We start from the raw sequence: 17,354 nt of genomic DNA, 5'->3' as shown, positions 1-17,354 counted from the left end.
GCGTGACACGCGTGATTAGGGGCGTGACACGCGTGATTAGGGGCGCGACTCGCGTGATTGGAGGCGTGACACACGTGATTGGGCGGACGGCACGTGTGATTGGGCGGACGGCACGCGGCGCGCAGCCCGGCCGGGGGGCGGCAATGCCTCGTGAGTGGCGAGGACGGTTAGAACCGTCCTCGCCACTCACGAGGCTGGTCAGCCGAGGGACCAAAGGCGTGCGTAGTGGCCGCCCGCGGCGACGAGTTCCGCGTGCGTGCCCTGTTCGATGATCCGGCCGTGGTCCAGCACCACGATCCGGTCCGCCTTGGCGGCGGTGGCGAGGCGGTGCGCGACCACGAACGTCGTCCGGCGGCGCGCGAGTTGTTCGGTCGCGCGCAGGACGGCGGCTTCGGTGGACGGGTCGAGCGCCGCGGTCGCCTCGTCGAGCAGGAGGACGTCCGGGTCCACGAGTTCGGCGCGGGCGAGGGCGACGAGTTGCCGTTGCCCGGCCGAAAGGGACCGTCCGCGTTCACCGACGGGCTGGTGGAAACCGGCCGGGAGCGCGGCGACCCCGTCGAGCGCGCCGACGGACCGGACCGCCTCCTCGACCTCCGCGTCCGTCGCGGAAGGCCTGCCGTAGCGCACATTGTCCGCGACGGTTCCCGAGAACAGATGCGCTTCCTGCGGTACCACGCCCATTCGCGTGCGCAGGGCGGACAGGTCGTACTCGCGGATGTCGGTCCCGTCGATCCGGACCACACCGCCTGTCGCGTCGTAGAAACGCGCGACGAGCTTCACCGCCGTCGACTTCCCGGCGCCGGTCGCCCCGACCAGGGCGACGGTCTCGCCGGGCGCGACTTCCAGTGACAGCTGCGAAAGGGCAGGCTCGTCCGTTGCGGTGTAAGCGAAATCGACGTCCTTGAAGGAGACCTCGCCGCGCAGGCGCTCCGGCATCGCGACCGGGTTTTCCGCCTGCGGAACGGAAGTCGGCGTGCGCAGGAGATCGCCGATCCGCGTCAGGCCGACCCGCGCCTGCTGGTAGCCGTCGAAAACCGAGGACAGTTGCTGGATCGGCGAGAAGAACTGGCCCAGGTACAACAGGAACGCCACCAGCACACCGGCCGACAGCGTGCCCGCCGCGACCCGGTTCGCGCCGACGATCAGCACGACGACCTCGGCCAGCCCGGAAAGCATTGCCGCGAAAGGGAAGTACGTCGCGACAAGACGCTGGGCGCGAAGCCGTGAACGCCGGTATTCGTCGCTTCGGGACGCGAACTTCTCGGCAGTGCGCTCCTCACGCGTGTACGCCTGCGCGACCCGCAGCCCGTTCACGTTCTCCTGCATGTCCGCGTTGACGACGCTGACCCGTTCCCGGGCTTCGGTGTACGCCTTGGACGACGCGCGGCGGAAGATCACCGTCGCCACGACGAGGATCGGCAGCACCGCGAGCGCGTACGCCGCGAGCCCGATGTCGGTGATCATCAGCGCCGCCGCGATCCCGACCAGCGTCAGCGCGCTCACCACGGCCTGCGCGACACCGGTCTGCAGGAACGTCGAGAGCGCGTCGACGTCGGTGGTCATCCGGGTCATGATCTTCCCGGACAGTTCGCGTTCGTAGAAGTCGAGCCCGAGCCGTTGCAGATGGGCGTAACTGCGCACGCGCAGCGAGTACAGCACCGTCTCGCCGACCCGCGCCGTCATCCTCGTCTGGAGGTACACCACCAGCCAGTCGGTGAGGATCACCAGCGCGCCGATCCCGGCGGCCAGCCAGATCACCGCCTCCGCGCCGGCGCGTACACCGTTGTCGATGCCGTGCTGATACAGCGCGGGCATCGCGATGGTGGCCAGCGCGTCGGCCGCGACCAGCCCGATCACCACGGCGAGCGGTCCGCGCACCGGCCTCAGCAGACGGCCGAGGCGGAACTTCGGTTCGGGCGCGGTGACATCGGTGCCCGGCAAACGCGGGACGTCCGTGGCGGGCGGCAGTCTCCGGACGCCTTCGATGAGTTCTTCGCTCGGCGGCAGGTCGACATCCCATTCTCCGCCCGAGCCCTTCCGCTCGCCCGCCAGCTCGTCGGCCTTGTCCTGCTCCGGCCACAGCGCGGGGGTGATCCCGGCGGGACCGCAGTCGAGACCCTCGCAGCGATGCGGCTCCTCGACGTCGTCACCCGGACCGGCGACGAGTTCGCGGAACAGCGGGCAGCGCGCGAGCAGCTCCTCCTCGGTGCCGACGTCGACGACGCGGCCCTTGTCGAGCACGGCGATCCGGTCGGCGAGGGCGAGGGTGGAGCGGCGGTGCGCGATCAGCAGGGTCGTCCGGCTCGCGGTGACCGAACGCAGTGTGTCGTGGATCGCCGCCTCGGTGACGGTGTCGATGGCGGAGGTCGCGTCGTCGAGCACCAGGACCCGCGGATCGGTCATCAGCGCCCTGGCGAGACCGAGCCGCTGCCGCTGACCGCCCGACAACGTGAGCCCGCGCTCGCCGACGAGCGTGTCGTAGCCGTCGGGCAGGCGCTGGATGAACTCGTCCGCCTCCGCCGCCCGCGCGGCCGCGCGGATCTCCTCGTCACTCGCGTCCGGCCTGCCGTAGGCGATGTTGTCGCGTACCGACGAAGAGAAGAGGAACGCCTCTTCGAAGACCACACCGATCGCGCTGCGCAGATCGTGTTGCCGGACGTCGCGGACGTCGAGGTCGCCGACCTGGACCGAACCGCTATGCACGTCGTAGAACCGGGGCAGCAGCAAGGAGATCGTGGATTTGCCCGAACCGGCCGTGCCGACCAGCGCGAGTGTTTCGCCAGGCCGCGCCTCCAGGGTGAGCCCGTCGAGCACGGGATCCGACCGCGTGTAGCCGAAGGAGACGTCCTCCAGCCGGACACCGAGCGGGCCTTCGGGCAACGGTCGCGCGTCCGGGCTGTCGACGACGTCGGGCTGAGCGTCGATGAGTTCGTTGACGCGTTCCGCGCCCGCCCTGGTCAGCTGCGCCTGGACGACGAGGCTCGAGATCATCCGCGCCGGGCCGATCAGGATGGACAGATAGGTCGCGAACGCCAGGAAGGTGCCGAGGCTGACCTCGCCCTTCAACGCCAGGATGCCACCGACCGCCAGCACCGCGACCTGACCCGCCGCGGGGAGGGCCGCCGTGGTGGCCGTCGGCAAGGACGAGAGCCGGGCCGCGCGCATGCGTTCGGCGAAGAGCTTCCTCGCCGTCTTCTCCAGCTTCGCGACTTCGCGCGCTTCCTGACCGAAGCCCTTCACGACGCGTACGCCGGTGACGGTCTCCTCGACCTGCTGAGCGACGTCGGCCGCCCGCTGCTGGGCCGCCCAGGTCGCGGGGAAGAGCCGTTTCCGGCTCACCGCCATGATGATCGCGATCGCCGGGGCGACCACCATCGCGATCAGGGTCAGTGTCGGGGACATCCACAGCATCGCGCCGAGCGACAGCAGCGCGAAGATCACCGAGCCCGCCGAGAGCGGCACCTGCATCAGGACCGACGTGACCAGCTGCAGATCCGAGATCGCACGCGAGGCGACCTGGCCGGTGCGCAGCGCGTCCTGCTTGCCTCCGTCGAGCCGCGAGACCGCGCCGAACACCTGGCGGCGCAGGTCGTGCTGGACGTCGAGGGCCAGCCGCCCGCCGACGTACCGGCGGGCGAAGGCGTTGCCGAATGTCAGCACCTGCAGCAACGCCATGACTGCGGCGAGCAGGCCGAGCCGGGAGGTGTCTCCCGCGACGGCGTCGTCCAGCGCCTCGCGGATCAGCAGCGGACCGGCGGCCTGGAGCCCGACGCCGATGATCGCAGCGCCCAGCGAGAGCACGACGAGCCAAGGATGTTTCCAGCACGAAGCGGCCAGGCGGCGGATCCAGCCTCCGGTGGGCACCGGGGCCGTCTCACGTGCCGGACTGGCTTGACGGGGACGAGGTGGAGCAGTGGTCACTCCGCAAGCCTATGCGTCCGCACCGACAGGACCGGCCGGTTCGCGCAGGGCCGAACGCGATGAAAGGCCCCTTCATCGCGGATTTCGCGATGAAGGGGCCTTTCAGGTCACGTGTGAGTGTGACTCAGGTGATGTCCTTCTTCTGGTTCACGGCCCAGCCGGCGAGGAAGAAGATCATCGTCCAGCCGAAGAAGATGAGCGCCGAGGCCCACCACGAGAACGCGCCGGGCGCGCCGGCCGCGTACTGCAGCGCCCACGCCGTCTCGTCCTGCAGGCCGGGTACCTTCACGCCGGCGGCGCCGAACGCCTCCGCGCCGATGGCGCCCACGATGCCGTTGACCGTGCCGTTCGGCAGGACGCCGCCCAGCCAGGTGATGTCCGCGGCGCCGAACATGACGAACACCAGCACGTTCTCGACCACCAGCATCCAGATGGTCAGGGTGATGATGCTGCCGACCACGCTGCGCCAGACCGCGCCGACCCCGATACCGAACAGGGTCGCCAGGATCGTCGCGAGGACACCCGCACCGAGCACGCCGAGCCACTGGCCCGCCGTCGGCAGGCGCTGGCTGTCGACCGTGATCACGGTGCCGAGGCTCGCCGCGCCCACGATGATCACGCCGTAGATCGCGCCCCACGCGATGTAGGTGATCATCTTCGCGCTCAACGCCGAAACCCGGTTCGGGGCGGTGAGGAACGTCGTCGTGATCGTCTTCTTCGTGTACTCGCCGGCGAGGGCGAAGACCCCGAAGATGATCGGGATCATCGTGCCGATGTTGATGCCGTGCCCGAGGGCGAGCAGGCCGACGGGCAGCTCACCGGTCGAGATGCCGAGCGCCTCGGTCAGCTCGCGGGTGTCCGAACGGCCGAGGAAGTCGCTGAAGTCGTTGGTGACCATGCCCCAGAACAGGGCGAACGCGAAGGCGAAGACCACCGCGGGGATCATCAGCGCCCACCACGCCTTGAGCGTGAGCGTCTTGCGGAACTCCGCCTTGATCAGGTTGCCCATCAGCCCTGGCCTCCCCAGCCCTCGTTCTGGCCCTGCTGCTGCGCCTGCTGCTGAGGCGGCGCCTGCTGGTACTGCGGTTGCTGCGGCGGCTGACCCTGCTGCTGGAACTGCTGCGGCGGCGCGAAACCGGGCGGCGGCGTGTTCTGCGGCGCGTAGCCGGGAGACGGCCCCTGATACCCGGGCGGCGGGCCCTGATAACCCGGAGGCGGACCCTGGTAGCCCGGCGGCGGGCCCTGCTGGAAACCGGGCGGCGGCGCCGCGTACTGGCCCTGCGTCAGCTGGAAGAACATGCGCTCCAGATCCGCCGTCTCCTCCTGCATGCCGTAGACCGCGATGCTCGCCTTCGCGGAGACGTCACCGATCTGCTGCACCGTCGCGCCGGAGACCGCGACCCGGCCGTCCGGCATCGGCGCGACCTGCGTGATCCCCGCCTCCTGCAACGCGGAGACGAGGCCGCTCGCGTCGGCCGACTGCACCAGCACCCGGGACTGGTTGCTCTTGCGCAACTGGTCCAGCGAGCCGTTGTAGCGCGTCATGCCCTGGCTGATGATCACGACCTGGTCGATCGTCTGCTCCACCTCGTTCAGGAGGTGGCTCGAGACCAGCACCGTGCGCCCCTCACGCGCGTACGCGCGCAGGAAGTTCCGAAGCCACAGGATGCCTTCGGGGTCGAGCCCGTTCGTCGGCTCGTCCAGCACCAGCACCTGCGGATTCCCCAGCAACGCCGTCGCCAGCGCCAGCCGCTGCCGCATACCGAGCGAGAACCCGCCCGCCTTGCGGTCCGCCGCCGACGAAAGACCCACCAGCCCCAGGACCTCGTCCACCCGCTGATCCGGCATCCCGATGGCCGCCGAGTACACGCGCAGGTGATTCCGCGCCGTGCGTCCCGGGTGGAAACCCTCGTTCTCCAGCACCGAACCGACGACCCGCGCCGGATTCCCCAGCTGGTCGTGCGGGCGCCCGTTGATGGTCGCCGTGCCGTTCGTGGGCGTCACCAGCCCGAGCAGCATCCTCAGCGTCGTCGTCTTCCCGGCCCCGTTGGGCCCCAGGAAGCCGGTCACCGAACCGGGCTCCACCGTGAAGCTCAGATTCTGGACCGCGTTGACCGCACCGAACTGCTTGCTCAGGTTCTGCACCGCGATGCGGCCACTGCCGTCGTGCATACCGTCCCCTTTTGTTGACGAAGGCCGATCACGCGACATCCTGCCTCACGGGGTGAGCCCGCACCCGAGGAAGGGGTCAATCCGCCGAAAGCGACCTTCGTCACGTCCCATGGGGTGACGAATCCGCCCTCCAGCGCACCCACCGCTGCACCGAACGGCCGCTGACTACCGGATATACGACGCAAAGCGTGGAAAATCACCGACCGCACCAGTGGTCTGTGAAGAAATAATTCGGAAGACATGGCAACCCCATGCAGCGCGACGGCGACTTATTACCTACGATGTAGGAGGCGGCCCGCTCCCAGTGACCCCCAGGCTGGTCGAGCGGGCCGCCCTCAGCCCCTTTGCCCCACCTTGGTCGGTGCTTGCGCACCTTTCCGGAGGTGGGGCTTCGTCGTATCACCCGGGGGGCCGAGCCCCCCGGACCCCCGCGGTGCGGTCGGCGCCGGTTGGCGAGGGGGTGGCCTACGGCGCGGGGCGCCGTGGCCTGGTGACCATCGGTGCCAGAGTTGGTGAAGCTGTCAAAAAAGGAGCGAGGGACCTTTGCTCTTGGCAAAGGTCCCTCGCGTGGGAGTGTGGCGTGGGGGTCAGGCCAGGACGTCGGCCAGATCCGTGGCGGCCAGGCCGTGCGCGGCCGCGACCGGGGCGTTGGTCAGCGCGCCCGCGTGCGTGTTGAGGCCCTTCGCCAGCGAAGCGTCGGCCTGCAGCGCCTTCTTCCAGCCGTGCTCCGCCAGCTGCACGGCGTACGGCAGCGTCACGTTGGTCAGGCCGTAGGTCGACGTGCGGGGCACCGCGCCCGGCATGTTCGCGACGCAGTAGAACACCGACTCGTGGACCTTGTAGGTCGGCTCGTCGTGCGTGGTCGGCCGCGAGTCGGCGAAGCAACCGCCCTGGTCGATCGCGATGTCCACCAGCACGCTGCCCGGGCGCATCCGCGAGACGAGGTCGTTCGAGACCAGCTTCGGGGCCTTCGCGCCGGGCACGAGCACCGCGCCGATGACCATGTCGGCCTCCAGCACGGACTGCTCGACCGACAGCGCGTTCGAGGTCACCGTGCGGATGCGGCCGCCGAAGTCGTTGTCGATCTGGCGGAGCCGGTCGACGTTGGTGTCGAGGATCTCGACGTCCGAGCCGAGGCCGAGCGCGACCCGCGCCGCGTTGAGGCCGGCGACACCGCCGCCGATCACGACCACACGCGCCGGGTGGACGCCGGGGATGCCGCCGGGCAGCACACCGCGGCCACCGCTCGGCTTCATCAGGGAGAACGCGCCCACCTGCGGCGCCAGCCGTCCGGCGACCTCGGACATCGGCGCGAGCAGCGGCAGCGCGCGGTTCGGGGTCTGCACCGTCTCGTAGGCGATCGCGGTGGTGCCCGCGGCCAGCAGCGCGTCGGTCAGCGGCCGGTCCGCGGCGATGTGCAGGTAGGTGAACAGCACCTGGTCGGCGCGCAGCCGCGGGTACTCCTCGGCGATCGGCTCCTTGACCTTGAGCACGAGTTCGCCCTCGGACCAGGTCTCCTCCGCGGTGGCGAGGATCTTCGCGCCCGCGGCGACGTACTCGTCGTCGGAGATGGACGAGCCGACGCCGGCACCGGTCTCGACGAACACGTCGTGCCCGCGCCCGGTCAGTTCGTGCACGCCCGCCGGGGTGAGCGCCACCCGGTATTCGTGCTTCTTGATCTCACGGGGGACGGCGATACGCACGGAAAGCCTCCTGGCGACGGTTCTGCGAACAAAGGTGCTGCCACTCACGGTGAGCCACCCGGACGGCGGTGTCATCGTCCGCCCGCGACAGGATCGAGAACCGATCATGGTTTTCCCGGCACAATCGCTTGACCTCCAGTCAACTGGAGATTGCACCTTGGGTGACATGAGAGCCGTGTGGTTGAAAGAGTTCGGCGGGCCGGAAGTGCTCGTCGCGGGCGACGCCCCGGATCCGGTACCCGCAGCGGGCCAGGTGCTGATCGAGGTGGCGTTCGCCAACATCACGTTCGTCGAGACGCAGTTCCGGGCAGGCGGTGGCGGGCCGTTCCGCGCCGAGCCGCCGCTGATCCCGGGCAATGGCGTCGGCGGCGTGATCAGCGCGGTCGGCGAGGGGGCCGACCTCGGCCTGGTCGGCAAACGCGTCGTGACCTCCACCGGCGGTTCCGGGGGCTACGCGGAACGGGTCGCGGTCGACGCCGATGCCGTCTTCGAGGTGCCGGACGGCCTTGCCCTCGACGCCGCGGTGGCGATCCTCGCCGACGGCCGCACGGCGACCGCGTTGGTGACCGCCGCGCGGATCCGGCCGGGGGAGCGAGTGCTGGTCGAGGCCGCGGCCGGCGGGGTCGGCGGGCTGGTCGTCCAGCTCGCCAAGGCCGCGGGTGCCGAGGTCGTCGGCGCGGCGGGCGGTGCGGCGAAAACCGGGCACGTCCGGGAGCGCGGCGCCGATCTGGCGGTCGACTACCGCGAGCCGGGCTGGGCGGCGAAGGCGGGCGAGGTCGACGTCGTGTTCGACGGGGTCGGCGGCGAGATCGGGACGGCGTCGTTCGGCCTGCTGAAGCCGGGCGGCCGGATGCTGATCTACGGCCTGTCGAGTGGTTCGTGGACGGAGGTGTCCGAAGAGGACGCCGCCGCGCGCGGGGTCACGGTGATCCGTGGCCTCGGCGGACCGGCCGAGATGCGGGCGTTCACCGAGTCCGCGCTCGCCGAAGCCGCCGCCGGACGGCTGGAACCCGTGATCGGCCAACGGTTCCCGCTCGAACGGGCGGCGGACGCGCACGCGGTCATGCAGTCGCGGGGCGCGCTCGGCAAGACGTTGCTCGAGGTCTGATGTTCGACGTCGACGAATTCCTCGCCGGTCCGCTGACGGCCAGGGTCGCCGCGGCCGGGCCGACCGTGCGCCCGGCCTGGTACCTCTGGGAGAAACGGGCTTTCTGGTTCCTCACCGGACCGTGGGCGCGGCTGGCCGGTCTGGTCCGCGATTCGCCGTCGATCGCGGTGACCGTCGACGTCTGCGATGTCGGCACCGGCCTGGTGCGGCAGGTGCTCGCGCGCGGTGAAGCCGAGGTGCTGCCGTTCGACGTCCCGCGTGGACGGCGGCTGCTGAGCCGGTATCTCGGTCCCGACGAGCACAAATGGGATGCGCGGTTTTGTTCTTACCTGCACGATGATCCCGAGGTGAAAGGGACCGTCTGGGTCCGGATGGTGCCGAAGAGATTCGTCGCCGAAGACCTCGGTTATCGGGTATGACGCACGGCCGCGTTCGCTGGGGGTGGGCGCGGTCGTGCAACCTGCGGATCGGTAAATGCAGCACGATCGAGTCAAGATGTTGATCTTACTGGCCGGTAAGCTGCCATTCTGTTCCGCATGACAAATCAGGACTGGCGGCGGGAGCGGCGTGTCCGCACCGTCGACACCGAAGGCAATCCGGCCGATGTCATCGTCGGCCTTGTCGAAACCCCCGGGCACGGTTACGAAGCCGCGCTTCGCGTCGACGGTGGCCCCGGTGTTCTTTTGCCGCTTTACCCCGGTGCCGATCTGCTCGCCGCGGTACGGCAGACCATTGAGGACGGATATCGCGCCAGCGCGCACTGAACCGTCGAATGTCAGGAAAGGGCCTTTCCCGACTGAAAGGCCCTTTCCTGACGTCCGGCCGCGGATTGTCGCGCTACAAAGTTTTCGTTATCGAGCGGTTTGTAGTGGAATTAACTCCAGCGCAGGGAAACGAGTTGCGTGATCAGCGCCAGCCGGACGTCGGGATCGTCGAGATCCAGCGGGACGAGGTCGAGCAGCCGTCGCATCCGGTATCGCAGGGTGTTGGGATGGATCCGGAGTTCCTTCGCGGCCGCGCGCGGGTCTCCCGGATGCCGCAGCCACTGGTAGAGCGTGTCGACGTAGCCACTCTCGTGGGCTTCGTCGTGCGCGCGCAGCAGGCCGAGCGGGCCGAGCTCGGCGACCTTCGACGTGCTCGCCGCCGTCGCGCCGCGATGCAGCGAAAGGGCCGTCCACGCTTCGTCGAAGACCACGACGCGGCCAGGGACGAGCTTCGCGCGAAGCAGGCCCAGCGCCTCGTCGGCCTGGAGCCGTGAAGTCGCGAGCTCGCCGATTTCGCAGGCCGAACCGGCGGCCGCCCGCGGTGTCCCGCCCTTCCGCGACGACGGCAGGGCTTCGAGGGCCGCCCGGAGTTCTTCCCAGCCGTCGCCGTCCGGGACGACCGCGTAGAGGACGCCGCCGAGTTCGGTGGCCACCGGCCGCCTGCCGACCCCCTGCGAGATCCGTTCGAGGAGCGCGAGCCGCAGGCCCTCGTCGTCGCGGCCGTCGCCGCCGGAGACCTCGATGACGACCACGCGATGCGGCTCCTCGGACAGGTCGAGTTCCGCGATCGCCTTGCGCGGGCTGGCCTTCCCTTCGAGGACCGCGCGCAGGAGTTCGGCCGAGACGCGGCGTTGCGAATCGGTGTGCGCGCGCCGGCGCAGCAGGTGCAGCGCGACGACGGGGGCCGCGTCGGCGAAAGCGGCCGCGCGTTCGTCGGAGACCGGGCCCGCGACGACCGCCCACATCGAGCCCAGCAGTTCGCCGCCCATCCGGATCGGCACGATGAGCCGGGGCAGGGTGCCGTCGCGTTGCGCGGGCACGAAGATCGTCTGCCGCCCGCGGGAAAGCTCGCGGAACACCCCTCGCGACCGGAACCGCGCGAGCACGTCGTCCGGGATGCGGCGGCCCATGATGGTCGACACGCGCGCGGAGTCGGTCAGGTCCTGCCGGGCCGAGTACGCGAGCACCCGCGAGTTGGTGTCCTCGATGGTCACGGGCGCGTCGACCACCGAAGCGACCGCGTCCGCGAGCCGGAACAGGTCACCGGAACCGGGGCCACCGCCGTCCTCCAGCGCGTCCGACTCGTCGGCCAGCGCGTCGAGGACCGTCCTGAGCAGCCAGACGAGCTGGGCCCACGACGTCGCCGACCGCACCTCGATCAACGCGATGTCGGCCGATTTCGCCGCCCGTTTCACCGAGGGTTTCGCCGCGAGCGGGGGTTTCAGCAGTACGGCGGCGGCACCTTTGGCCGCGCTGAGCTTGACGAGTTCGGCGGCGTCCGGGGTCTCGGTGATCGCGACGCCGAGGACGAGGTCCCCCGCGGCGAGGGTGTTGCCGGGTTCGGCGATGACGACGTCCCCGACGGCGGGGGACTCCTCGGGGATCTGGAGGGCGTGCAGCAGCGTCGGCCCCACCCGGTCGACGACACTGCGCACGGAAACCATAGGGCGATTGTCCAGCAGGTGGGACCGCCGCACACGTCAGACCTCGCGTGGCGTCCGCGCGTCGATGTCCTCGGGCGTGAATCGCTCGCGTTTGGTGGTCAGTGCCCACCGGTGGCCGTCGGGGTCGACGATCCGGCCGTAGCGCTCGCCGAAGAACATCTCCTCGACCGGCGCCTCCACCCGGGCACCCGCGAACACCGCGCGCCGCAAGAGGTCGTCGGGATCCTCGGTCTCCAAGGTCAGCAGCATCGGCGTGCCGCCCAGCGTCGACGGGGCGAGCGCGTCGAGCTGCGGGATCTCCTGGCTCACCAGCAGCCGCGCGTCGCCGACGGCGACCTCCACGAACAGCACGACGCCGTTCGGCAGGACGTTGCGGAACAGTTCCACGGCGCCGAACGCCTTGCCGTAGAAGGAAAGCGACGCGTCGACGTCCTTGACGAACAGATGCGGCGTCAAGCCGAGCGCCCGGCTCACGCCGACTCCGCACGCTTGAGCAGCCCCGCCTGGTCGGCGACCGCGACGAGCCTGCTCAGGAACTCCGCCTCGCGGGCGGCGACGGCCCGGCCGGTGCGGGTCAGCCGGTAGTAGCGGCGGCGCGAGTCGTGCGGCTGGTCTTCGCTCGCGTCCGGGGCCTCTTCGACCAGGCCGTCGGCGACGAGCCGGGCGAGGGTCCGGTACAGCGTGCCCGGCCCGAGCTGGGCGGTGCCGCCGCTCACCTCGTCGACGAAACCCATGATCGCGTAGCCGTGTGCGCGCCCCTTCGTCAGCGCCAGCAGGGTCTGGAACGCCGCGGGGGTGAGCTGCGGGTTGCCGTCGGCCATCCGCGAAGCATACACTCCGATCTCGTTATATCCATGATGGATACAAAGGAGCCGGACGTGGCGATTCGTGGCGTGCACAAGATCGTGGTCGGGGTGCGGGACCAAGAGCGGGCGAAGCGGTTCTGGTCCGAGGTCGTCGGATTCGAGATCACCACCGACGTGCCGTACGACGACAAAGGCAACCGGTGGGTCGAGGTCACGTCAGCCGATGGGGTGACGTCGCTCGTCCTGAGCACCGCGCCGGAGGACCTCAAGCGCTTCGAAGTGCGGGACGAACTCCCGACGGGCAATTTCTTCTTCTACGCCGACGACATCGAAAAGACGTATGAGGAGCTTTCGGCGAAAGGCGTCGAGTTCCCGGCCAGGCCGGAGAAGCAGCCGTGGGGCTGGTGGGCGATGTTCACCGATTCGGAGGGCAACAGGTTCGCCCTCCAGGAAAGGAATCCCACCTCCTGAGAGCGGTTGGGTGCTCCGTCCGGCGGAGCTAGCTTCGGTGCCAACAGCCGAAACCCCTTGAGCCGCTAGGAGAATCGCGATGAGCGCGGACGGATGGTCGTTCGAGACCAAGCAGATCCACGCGGGTGCGGCGCCGGACACCGCCACCGGCGCGCGGGCGACCCCGATCTACCAGACCACCTCGTACGTCTTCCGCGACAGCCAGCACGGCGCCGATCTCTTCAGCCTCGCCGAGCCCGGCAACATCTACACCCGGATCAACAACCCCACACAGGACGTGCTGGAGCAGCGGCTCGCCGCGCTCGAAGGCGGGGTCGCGGCACTGGCGTTCGCCTCCGGGACCGCGGCCACGACGGCGGCCATCCTCAACCTCGCGAACGCCGGCGACCATTTCGTCTCCAGCCCGGCGCTGTACGGCGGCACGTACAACCTTTTCCACTACACGCTGCCGAAACTCGGCATCGAGGTGTCGTTCGTCGAGGACCAGGACGACATCGAGCAGTGGAAGGCCGCCGTCCGGCCCGACACCAAGCTGTTCTTCGCCGAGACGCTGGCCAATCCGGGCAGCAACGTGCTCGACATCCGCGCGGTCGCGGATGCCGCGCACGAATCCGGTGTCCCGCTGGTCGTGGACAACACCGTGCCGACGCCGTACCTCGTGCGCCCGATCGAGCACGGCGCCGACATCGTGGTCCACTCGGCGACCAAGTACCTCGGCGGGCACGGCACCACGGTCGCCGGGGTGCTGGTCGACGGCGGCACCTTCGATTTCGGCAAGGATCCCGCGCGGTTCCCCGGGTTCAACGAGGCCGACCCGAGCTACCACGGTCTCAAGTACTGGGAGGCGCTCGGCCCGGGCGCGTACGCCGCCAAGGCCCGCGTCCAGATCCTGCGCGACACCGGCGCCGCGATCGCGCCACTGAACAGTTTCCTGATCCTGCAAGGGATCGAGACACTTTCGCTGCGGTTGGAGCGGCATGTGTCCAACGCGCAGGCGCTGGCCGAATGGCTGGAGCAGCGCGACGAGGTCGAGAAGGTCTACTACGCCGGGCTGCCGTCGAGCCCGTATCACGAGGCCGCGAAGAAGTACCTGCCGAAGGGGGCCGGCGCGGTGCTGTCGTTCGATCTGCGCGGCGGGGTCGAAGCCGGACGGGCCTTTGTGGACGGTACGGAACTGCACAGCCAGCTGGTCAACATCGGCGACGTGCGCAGCCTGATCGTGCACCCCGCCTCGACGACGCACAGCCAGCTCACGCCGGAGGAGCAGCTGTCGAGCGGTGTCACGCCGGGTCTCGTGCGGCTCGCCGTCGGGCTGGAAGGGATCGAGGACCTCAAGGCCGATCTCGAAGCCGGATTCCGGGCGGCCAAGGCCGCTCTGTGACCGGTGCTTGGCGAGAAGGAGAGCCACCTGGGCGCCGCCGCTTCGTCAGCGGCGTCCAGGCGCTCGAAACCGGCGGGACGCTGCCCTTCACGCTCGCCTACGAGACCTGGGGAACGCTCAATCCCCGCGCCTCCAACGCGATTCTCGTCGAGCATGCCCTGACCGGGGACAGTCACGCCGTCGGCCCCGCGGAGGAAGGTCACGTCAGCCCCGGCTGGTGGGACGGCCTGATCGGGCCGGGCAAGGCGATCGACACGGACGAGTTCTTCGTGGTGGTCCCGAACGTGCTCGGCGGCTGCCAGGGCTCGACCGGCCCGTCTTCACCGCATCCGGACGGAAAGCCTTGGGGCAGCAGGTTTCCCGCCGTGACGGTGCGGGACCAGGTGGCCGCCGAGACCGCGGTCGCCGACACGCTCGGCATCGGCCGGTGGGCCGCGGTGATCGGCGGATCCATGGGCGGGATGCGTGCGCTGGAATGGGCGGTGGGCGAGCCGGAGCGGGTCGCGGCGCTGCTCGTCCTCGCGTCGACCGCGCAGGCGTCGGCCGACCAGATCGCCTGGGCCGCACCGCAACTGCACGCCATCCGCTCCGATCCGGGCTGGCACGGCGGCGACTACCACGACGTCCCCGGCGGCGGACCGGACGCCGGGCTCGGCATCGCGCGCCGCATCGCGCACGCGACGTATCGCAGCGAAGCCGAACTGGCGCAACGTTTCGGCCATCGTCATCAGGACGGTGAAGATCCGCTGCGCGGCGGCCGGTTCGCCGTCGAGTCCTATTTGGACCATCATGCCGGGAAGCTGTCACGCCGGTTCGACGCGGGCAGCTACGTGGTGCTCACCGAATCGATGAACACCCACGACGTCGGTCGCGGGCGGGGCGGCGTCGCGAACGCGCTCGGCCGGATCACCGCGCGCACCGTCGCGGCCGGGGTGGACAGTGACCGGCTCTACCCGCTGTACCAGTCGCGGGCCATCGCGGACGGGGTCGCCGGGGCGGAGTTCGCCGTCATCGCGTCGCCTTACGGGCACGACTCGTTCCTGATCGAGACCGAGCAGATAGCGCGGTTGGTGAAGGGGCTCGTGAGTGGTAAGGACGGTTAGAACCGTCCTTACCACTCACGAGGCTCAGGGCGTGGCCTAGTCCGCGACCGCGTCCGAGATCCAGGGCGCCACCGGCAGGTCCCGGTCCAGGCATTCCGCCGACAGCCGGATCGTCCACCGCAGCGCCTGCAGCACGAGGCTGTCGACCTCGTCCGGCGCGGCGTTGGCGAGCGCGATCTCGACCTGTTCCTGCGCGGCCTCGCTGTTGCCGTGCACCTCGGCCAGCAGTGTGCGGACGGCCGTCCGCACGGGCGGGTCCGCCTGGTCGATCGAGACCTCTTCGCCGTCCTCGTCGAACACCTGCACCTTGACCGGCGCACTTCCTCCATCACCCAGCGTCGACACCATGGCGCTGCATTCGCCGAACAGCATCATCACGAGCTCTTTGGTCTCGTCGGAGCGGGCCTGCGGCTCGGCGGCGGTCGGCATGAGCTCGTCGAGCGCCTCGGCGTCCTCCCCGAGGCTGATCGCCACGAGCGCACGCTGCGCCTTTTCGACGAGCCTCCGCTCGTACTCGCTCCTGTCCGGCTCCACGTGCCTATCAAACACCAGAGGACGGAAAAGTGGGGATAGGCCGAAACCCGGTCGTGGTCACTTGGCGGAGTGCAGTGCACCCAGCGCGAGACGGCAGAGCATTTCGGCCAGTTCGCTGTCACCGAGATGGCGGTTGTACGGCGTCGAGTTGATCAACCCGAACACCGCGTGCGCCGCCGAGCGCGCCTGCCGCTCGCCGATCCCGGGGACGGCGTCGCTGATCGCGCGCACCCAGACCTCGACGTACTGGCGCTGCAGGGCGCGGACCTGCTTGCGGTCACTGTCGGTGAGATTGGCGAGGTTGCGTTCCTGGACGGTGATCAGCGCGGGATGCGTGAGCGCGAAATCGACGTGAAAATTCACCAGTGCTTCGAGAACCTCGCCCGGCTCGTCCCGCTGGCTCGCCCTTGCCGTCCCGCCGTCGAGGAGGTAGCGGCTGATCGAGTTCAGCATCTCGCCGAGGATGGCGTCCTTGCTGCGGAAATGCCGGTACAGCGCCGGGCCGGAGATGCCGACGGCCGCGCCGATGTCGTCGATGCCGACGCCGTGGAAACCGTGGTGGGCGAAGAGCTCGGCGGCGGCGGCCATGATCTGTTCGCGCCTGTTCGCCTTCTCGCCGTTCACGAGTGGGGTGGGGTTCGCCGGCATCTGGCCATATTAAGGCCGCGTGTTAGCGAGCGCTAACACGCGGCCGTACTTCCAGCCTGAGCCAAGTGGGCTACCTGGGGAAATGACCCTTTTGCGTGGGGTTACCACCTGGTAATGCTGTCTCTCGTCAACTTGTCACGAAGGAGTGACCATGGCCGTCCCTGCTCGGATCAAAGCTCTTTCCTTCACTCGTTTAGGTGCGGCCCTGGGGGTCGCTGTCCTTGCCACCTTCGGTCTCGCGGGCACCGCCCAAGCGGCGACCAACTACGTGGCGCTCGGTGACTCGTACTCGTCCGGCGTGGGTGCCGGCAGTTACGGGAACTCGGGCGACTGCATGCGCAGTGCCAACGCCTATCCCCAGCTGTGGGCCAACGCCCACGCCGGGACCACATTCAAATTCGTCGCGTGCTCGGGGGCGCGCACCGGCGACGTCCTCAACCAGATCGCGAACGTCACCTCCAGCACCACGCTGGTGACGCTCTCGGTCGGCGGCAACGACGCCGGTTTCGCCGACGTCATGACCACCTGCACCACCGGCAGCGACCAGACCTGCATCAACCGGGTCAACACCGCGAAGACCTACGTGAACAACACGCTTCCCGGGCTGCTGAACAACGTCTACAGCAAGATCAAGGCGAAGGCGCCCAGCGCGAAGCTGGTCGTGCTCGGGTACCCGCGCTTCTACACGGTGCCGGGTTCGTGCTCGGTCGGGCTGAGCGACACGAAGCGCACCGCGATCAACTCGGGTTCCGACGCGCTGGCGTCGGTGATCTCGGCCCGTGCCGCGGCGAACGGGGCGAAGTTCGTCGACGTGCGGGGTGCCTTCACCGGGCACAACATCTGTTCGTCGGCCGACGACTACCTGCACAGCCTCACCTGGCCGATCGTGAACTCGTACCACCCGACCGCCACCGGCCAGCGGGGCGGCTATTACAACCCGCTGGTCTCCGCCATCGGCTGACCGTTTCGCGCGTGAAGGCCCCCTTCCCTCGGTTCAGCCGGTGGGAGGGGGGGGTGAACCGCGTGAGGGGGGGGGGGGGGCCATCGACCATATTTGGGGGTTAAATTTTCACCGGAGT

16 protein-coding genes are annotated in these 17,354 nt (G+C 69.4%); 7 read left to right on the top strand and 9 right to left on the bottom strand.

Translation table 11 applies throughout. The annotated features are described in order from the left end of the window. Positions 1-198: 198 nt before the first annotated feature. The 4 genes from ACFWIW_RS18930 to ald form a co-directional block, all read right to left on the bottom strand. Complete coding sequence (locus ACFWIW_RS18930) at positions 199-3,864, bottom strand: ABC transporter ATP-binding protein (protein ID WP_378369604.1); 3,666 nt, start codon at positions 3,862-3,864, stop codon at positions 199-201. Positions 3,865-4,045: 181 nt separating this feature from the next. Then, on the bottom strand, positions 4,046-4,930 hold the full coding sequence (locus tag ACFWIW_RS18925; RefSeq protein ID WP_005150670.1) for an ABC transporter permease subunit: 885 nt from the start codon (positions 4,928-4,930) through the stop codon (positions 4,046-4,048). Further along, positions 4,930-6,093 carry an ABC transporter ATP-binding protein gene (locus tag ACFWIW_RS18920; RefSeq protein ID WP_378369603.1) on the bottom strand — a complete coding sequence of 388 codons (1,164 nt, stop codon included), beginning with the start codon at positions 6,091-6,093 and terminating at the stop codon, positions 4,930-4,932. Before ACFWIW_RS18920 ends, ACFWIW_RS18925 begins: the two co-directional genes overlap by 1 nt. A 587-nt stretch (positions 6,094-6,680) precedes the next feature. Continuing rightward, positions 6,681-7,796 (bottom strand): alanine dehydrogenase, encoded by a 1,116-nt coding sequence (gene ald, locus ACFWIW_RS18915; RefSeq protein ID WP_378369602.1) that lies wholly within the window; start codon positions 7,794-7,796, stop codon positions 6,681-6,683. Positions 7,797-7,962: 166 nt separating this feature from the next. Here ald and ACFWIW_RS18910 point away from each other — a divergent pair, with 166 nt between their 5' ends. The 3 genes from ACFWIW_RS18910 to ACFWIW_RS18900 all read left to right on the top strand — a co-directional run bounded on the left by ACFWIW_RS18910 (position 7,963) and on the right by ACFWIW_RS18900 (position 9,668). Further along, positions 7,963-8,904, top strand: coding sequence for a zinc-binding dehydrogenase (locus ACFWIW_RS18910; RefSeq protein WP_378369601.1), 942 nt, complete (start codon positions 7,963-7,965; stop codon positions 8,902-8,904). After that, the gene (locus tag ACFWIW_RS18905) at positions 8,904-9,323 is read left to right on the top strand and encodes a pyridoxamine 5'-phosphate oxidase family protein (RefSeq protein WP_378369600.1); all 420 of its coding nucleotides are present in this window, start codon (positions 8,904-8,906) and stop codon (positions 9,321-9,323) included. The genes ACFWIW_RS18910 and ACFWIW_RS18905 overlap by 1 nt, the downstream gene beginning before the upstream one ends. 117 nt (positions 9,324-9,440) lie before the next feature. Continuing rightward, on the top strand, positions 9,441-9,668 hold the full coding sequence (locus ACFWIW_RS18900; protein WP_007033850.1) for a hypothetical protein: 228 nt from the start codon (positions 9,441-9,443) through the stop codon (positions 9,666-9,668). Positions 9,669-9,778: 110 nt separating this feature from the next. On the opposite strand, the gene ACFWIW_RS18895 is transcribed toward ACFWIW_RS18900, so the two are convergent. The 3 genes from ACFWIW_RS18895 to ACFWIW_RS18885 are packed head-to-tail and all read right to left on the bottom strand — an operon-like array spanning position 9,779 to position 12,153. Next, positions 9,779-11,332 (bottom strand): PucR family transcriptional regulator, encoded by a 1,554-nt coding sequence (locus ACFWIW_RS18895; RefSeq protein ID WP_378369599.1) that lies wholly within the window; start codon positions 11,330-11,332, stop codon positions 9,779-9,781. 36 nt (positions 11,333-11,368) lie between these two features. Continuing rightward, complete coding sequence (locus ACFWIW_RS18890; RefSeq protein WP_378369598.1) at positions 11,369-11,806, bottom strand: VOC family protein; 438 nt, start codon at positions 11,804-11,806, stop codon at positions 11,369-11,371. After that, entirely contained in the window at positions 11,803-12,153 is a 351-nt protein-coding gene (locus tag ACFWIW_RS18885; RefSeq protein WP_378369597.1) for a PadR family transcriptional regulator, read from the bottom strand. Before ACFWIW_RS18885 ends, ACFWIW_RS18890 begins: the two co-directional genes overlap by 4 nt. 57 nt (positions 12,154-12,210) lie before the next feature. On the opposite strand from ACFWIW_RS18885, the gene ACFWIW_RS18880 reads away from it, so the two are divergent. From ACFWIW_RS18880 to ACFWIW_RS18870, 3 genes are all read left to right on the top strand, one after another. Continuing rightward, on the top strand, positions 12,211-12,609 hold the full coding sequence (locus ACFWIW_RS18880; RefSeq protein ID WP_378369596.1) for a VOC family protein: 399 nt from the start codon (positions 12,211-12,213) through the stop codon (positions 12,607-12,609). 79 nt (positions 12,610-12,688) lie between these two features. Next, positions 12,689-13,990: a bifunctional o-acetylhomoserine/o-acetylserine sulfhydrylase gene (locus ACFWIW_RS18875; protein WP_378369595.1), complete on the top strand. Its 1,302-nt coding sequence runs from the start codon at positions 12,689-12,691 to the stop codon at positions 13,988-13,990. Next, positions 13,987-15,093, top strand: coding sequence for a homoserine O-acetyltransferase (locus ACFWIW_RS18870; protein ID WP_378369594.1), 1,107 nt, complete (start codon positions 13,987-13,989; stop codon positions 15,091-15,093). Before ACFWIW_RS18875 ends, ACFWIW_RS18870 begins: the two co-directional genes overlap by 4 nt. 36 nt (positions 15,094-15,129) lie before the next feature. Here the strand turns inward: ACFWIW_RS18870 and ACFWIW_RS18865 are convergent, their stop codons facing one another. Together ACFWIW_RS18865 and ACFWIW_RS18860 are read right to left on the bottom strand one after the other, a co-directional pair. Continuing rightward, on the bottom strand, positions 15,130-15,627 hold the full coding sequence (locus ACFWIW_RS18865) for a hypothetical protein (protein ID WP_016337027.1): 498 nt from the start codon (positions 15,625-15,627) through the stop codon (positions 15,130-15,132). 57 nt (positions 15,628-15,684) lie between these two features. Next, positions 15,685-16,275, bottom strand: a complete 591-nt coding sequence (locus ACFWIW_RS18860) for a TetR/AcrR family transcriptional regulator (protein WP_378369593.1) — start codon at positions 16,273-16,275, stop codon at positions 15,685-15,687. A gap of 151 nt (positions 16,276-16,426) precedes the next feature. Here ACFWIW_RS18860 and ACFWIW_RS18855 point away from each other — a divergent pair, with 151 nt between their 5' ends. Beyond that, positions 16,427-17,236: an SGNH/GDSL hydrolase family protein gene (locus tag ACFWIW_RS18855; protein WP_378369592.1), complete on the top strand. Its 810-nt coding sequence runs from the start codon at positions 16,427-16,429 to the stop codon at positions 17,234-17,236. Positions 17,237-17,354 lie beyond the last annotated feature (118 nt).

The organism is Amycolatopsis sp. NPDC058340 (genome assembly GCF_042723975.1).
GTDB lineage: Bacteria > Actinomycetota > Actinomycetes > Mycobacteriales > Pseudonocardiaceae > Amycolatopsis.
The sequence above is the reverse complement of the archived record's forward strand: the minus strand, read 5'-3'. Positions and strand labels throughout refer to the sequence as shown.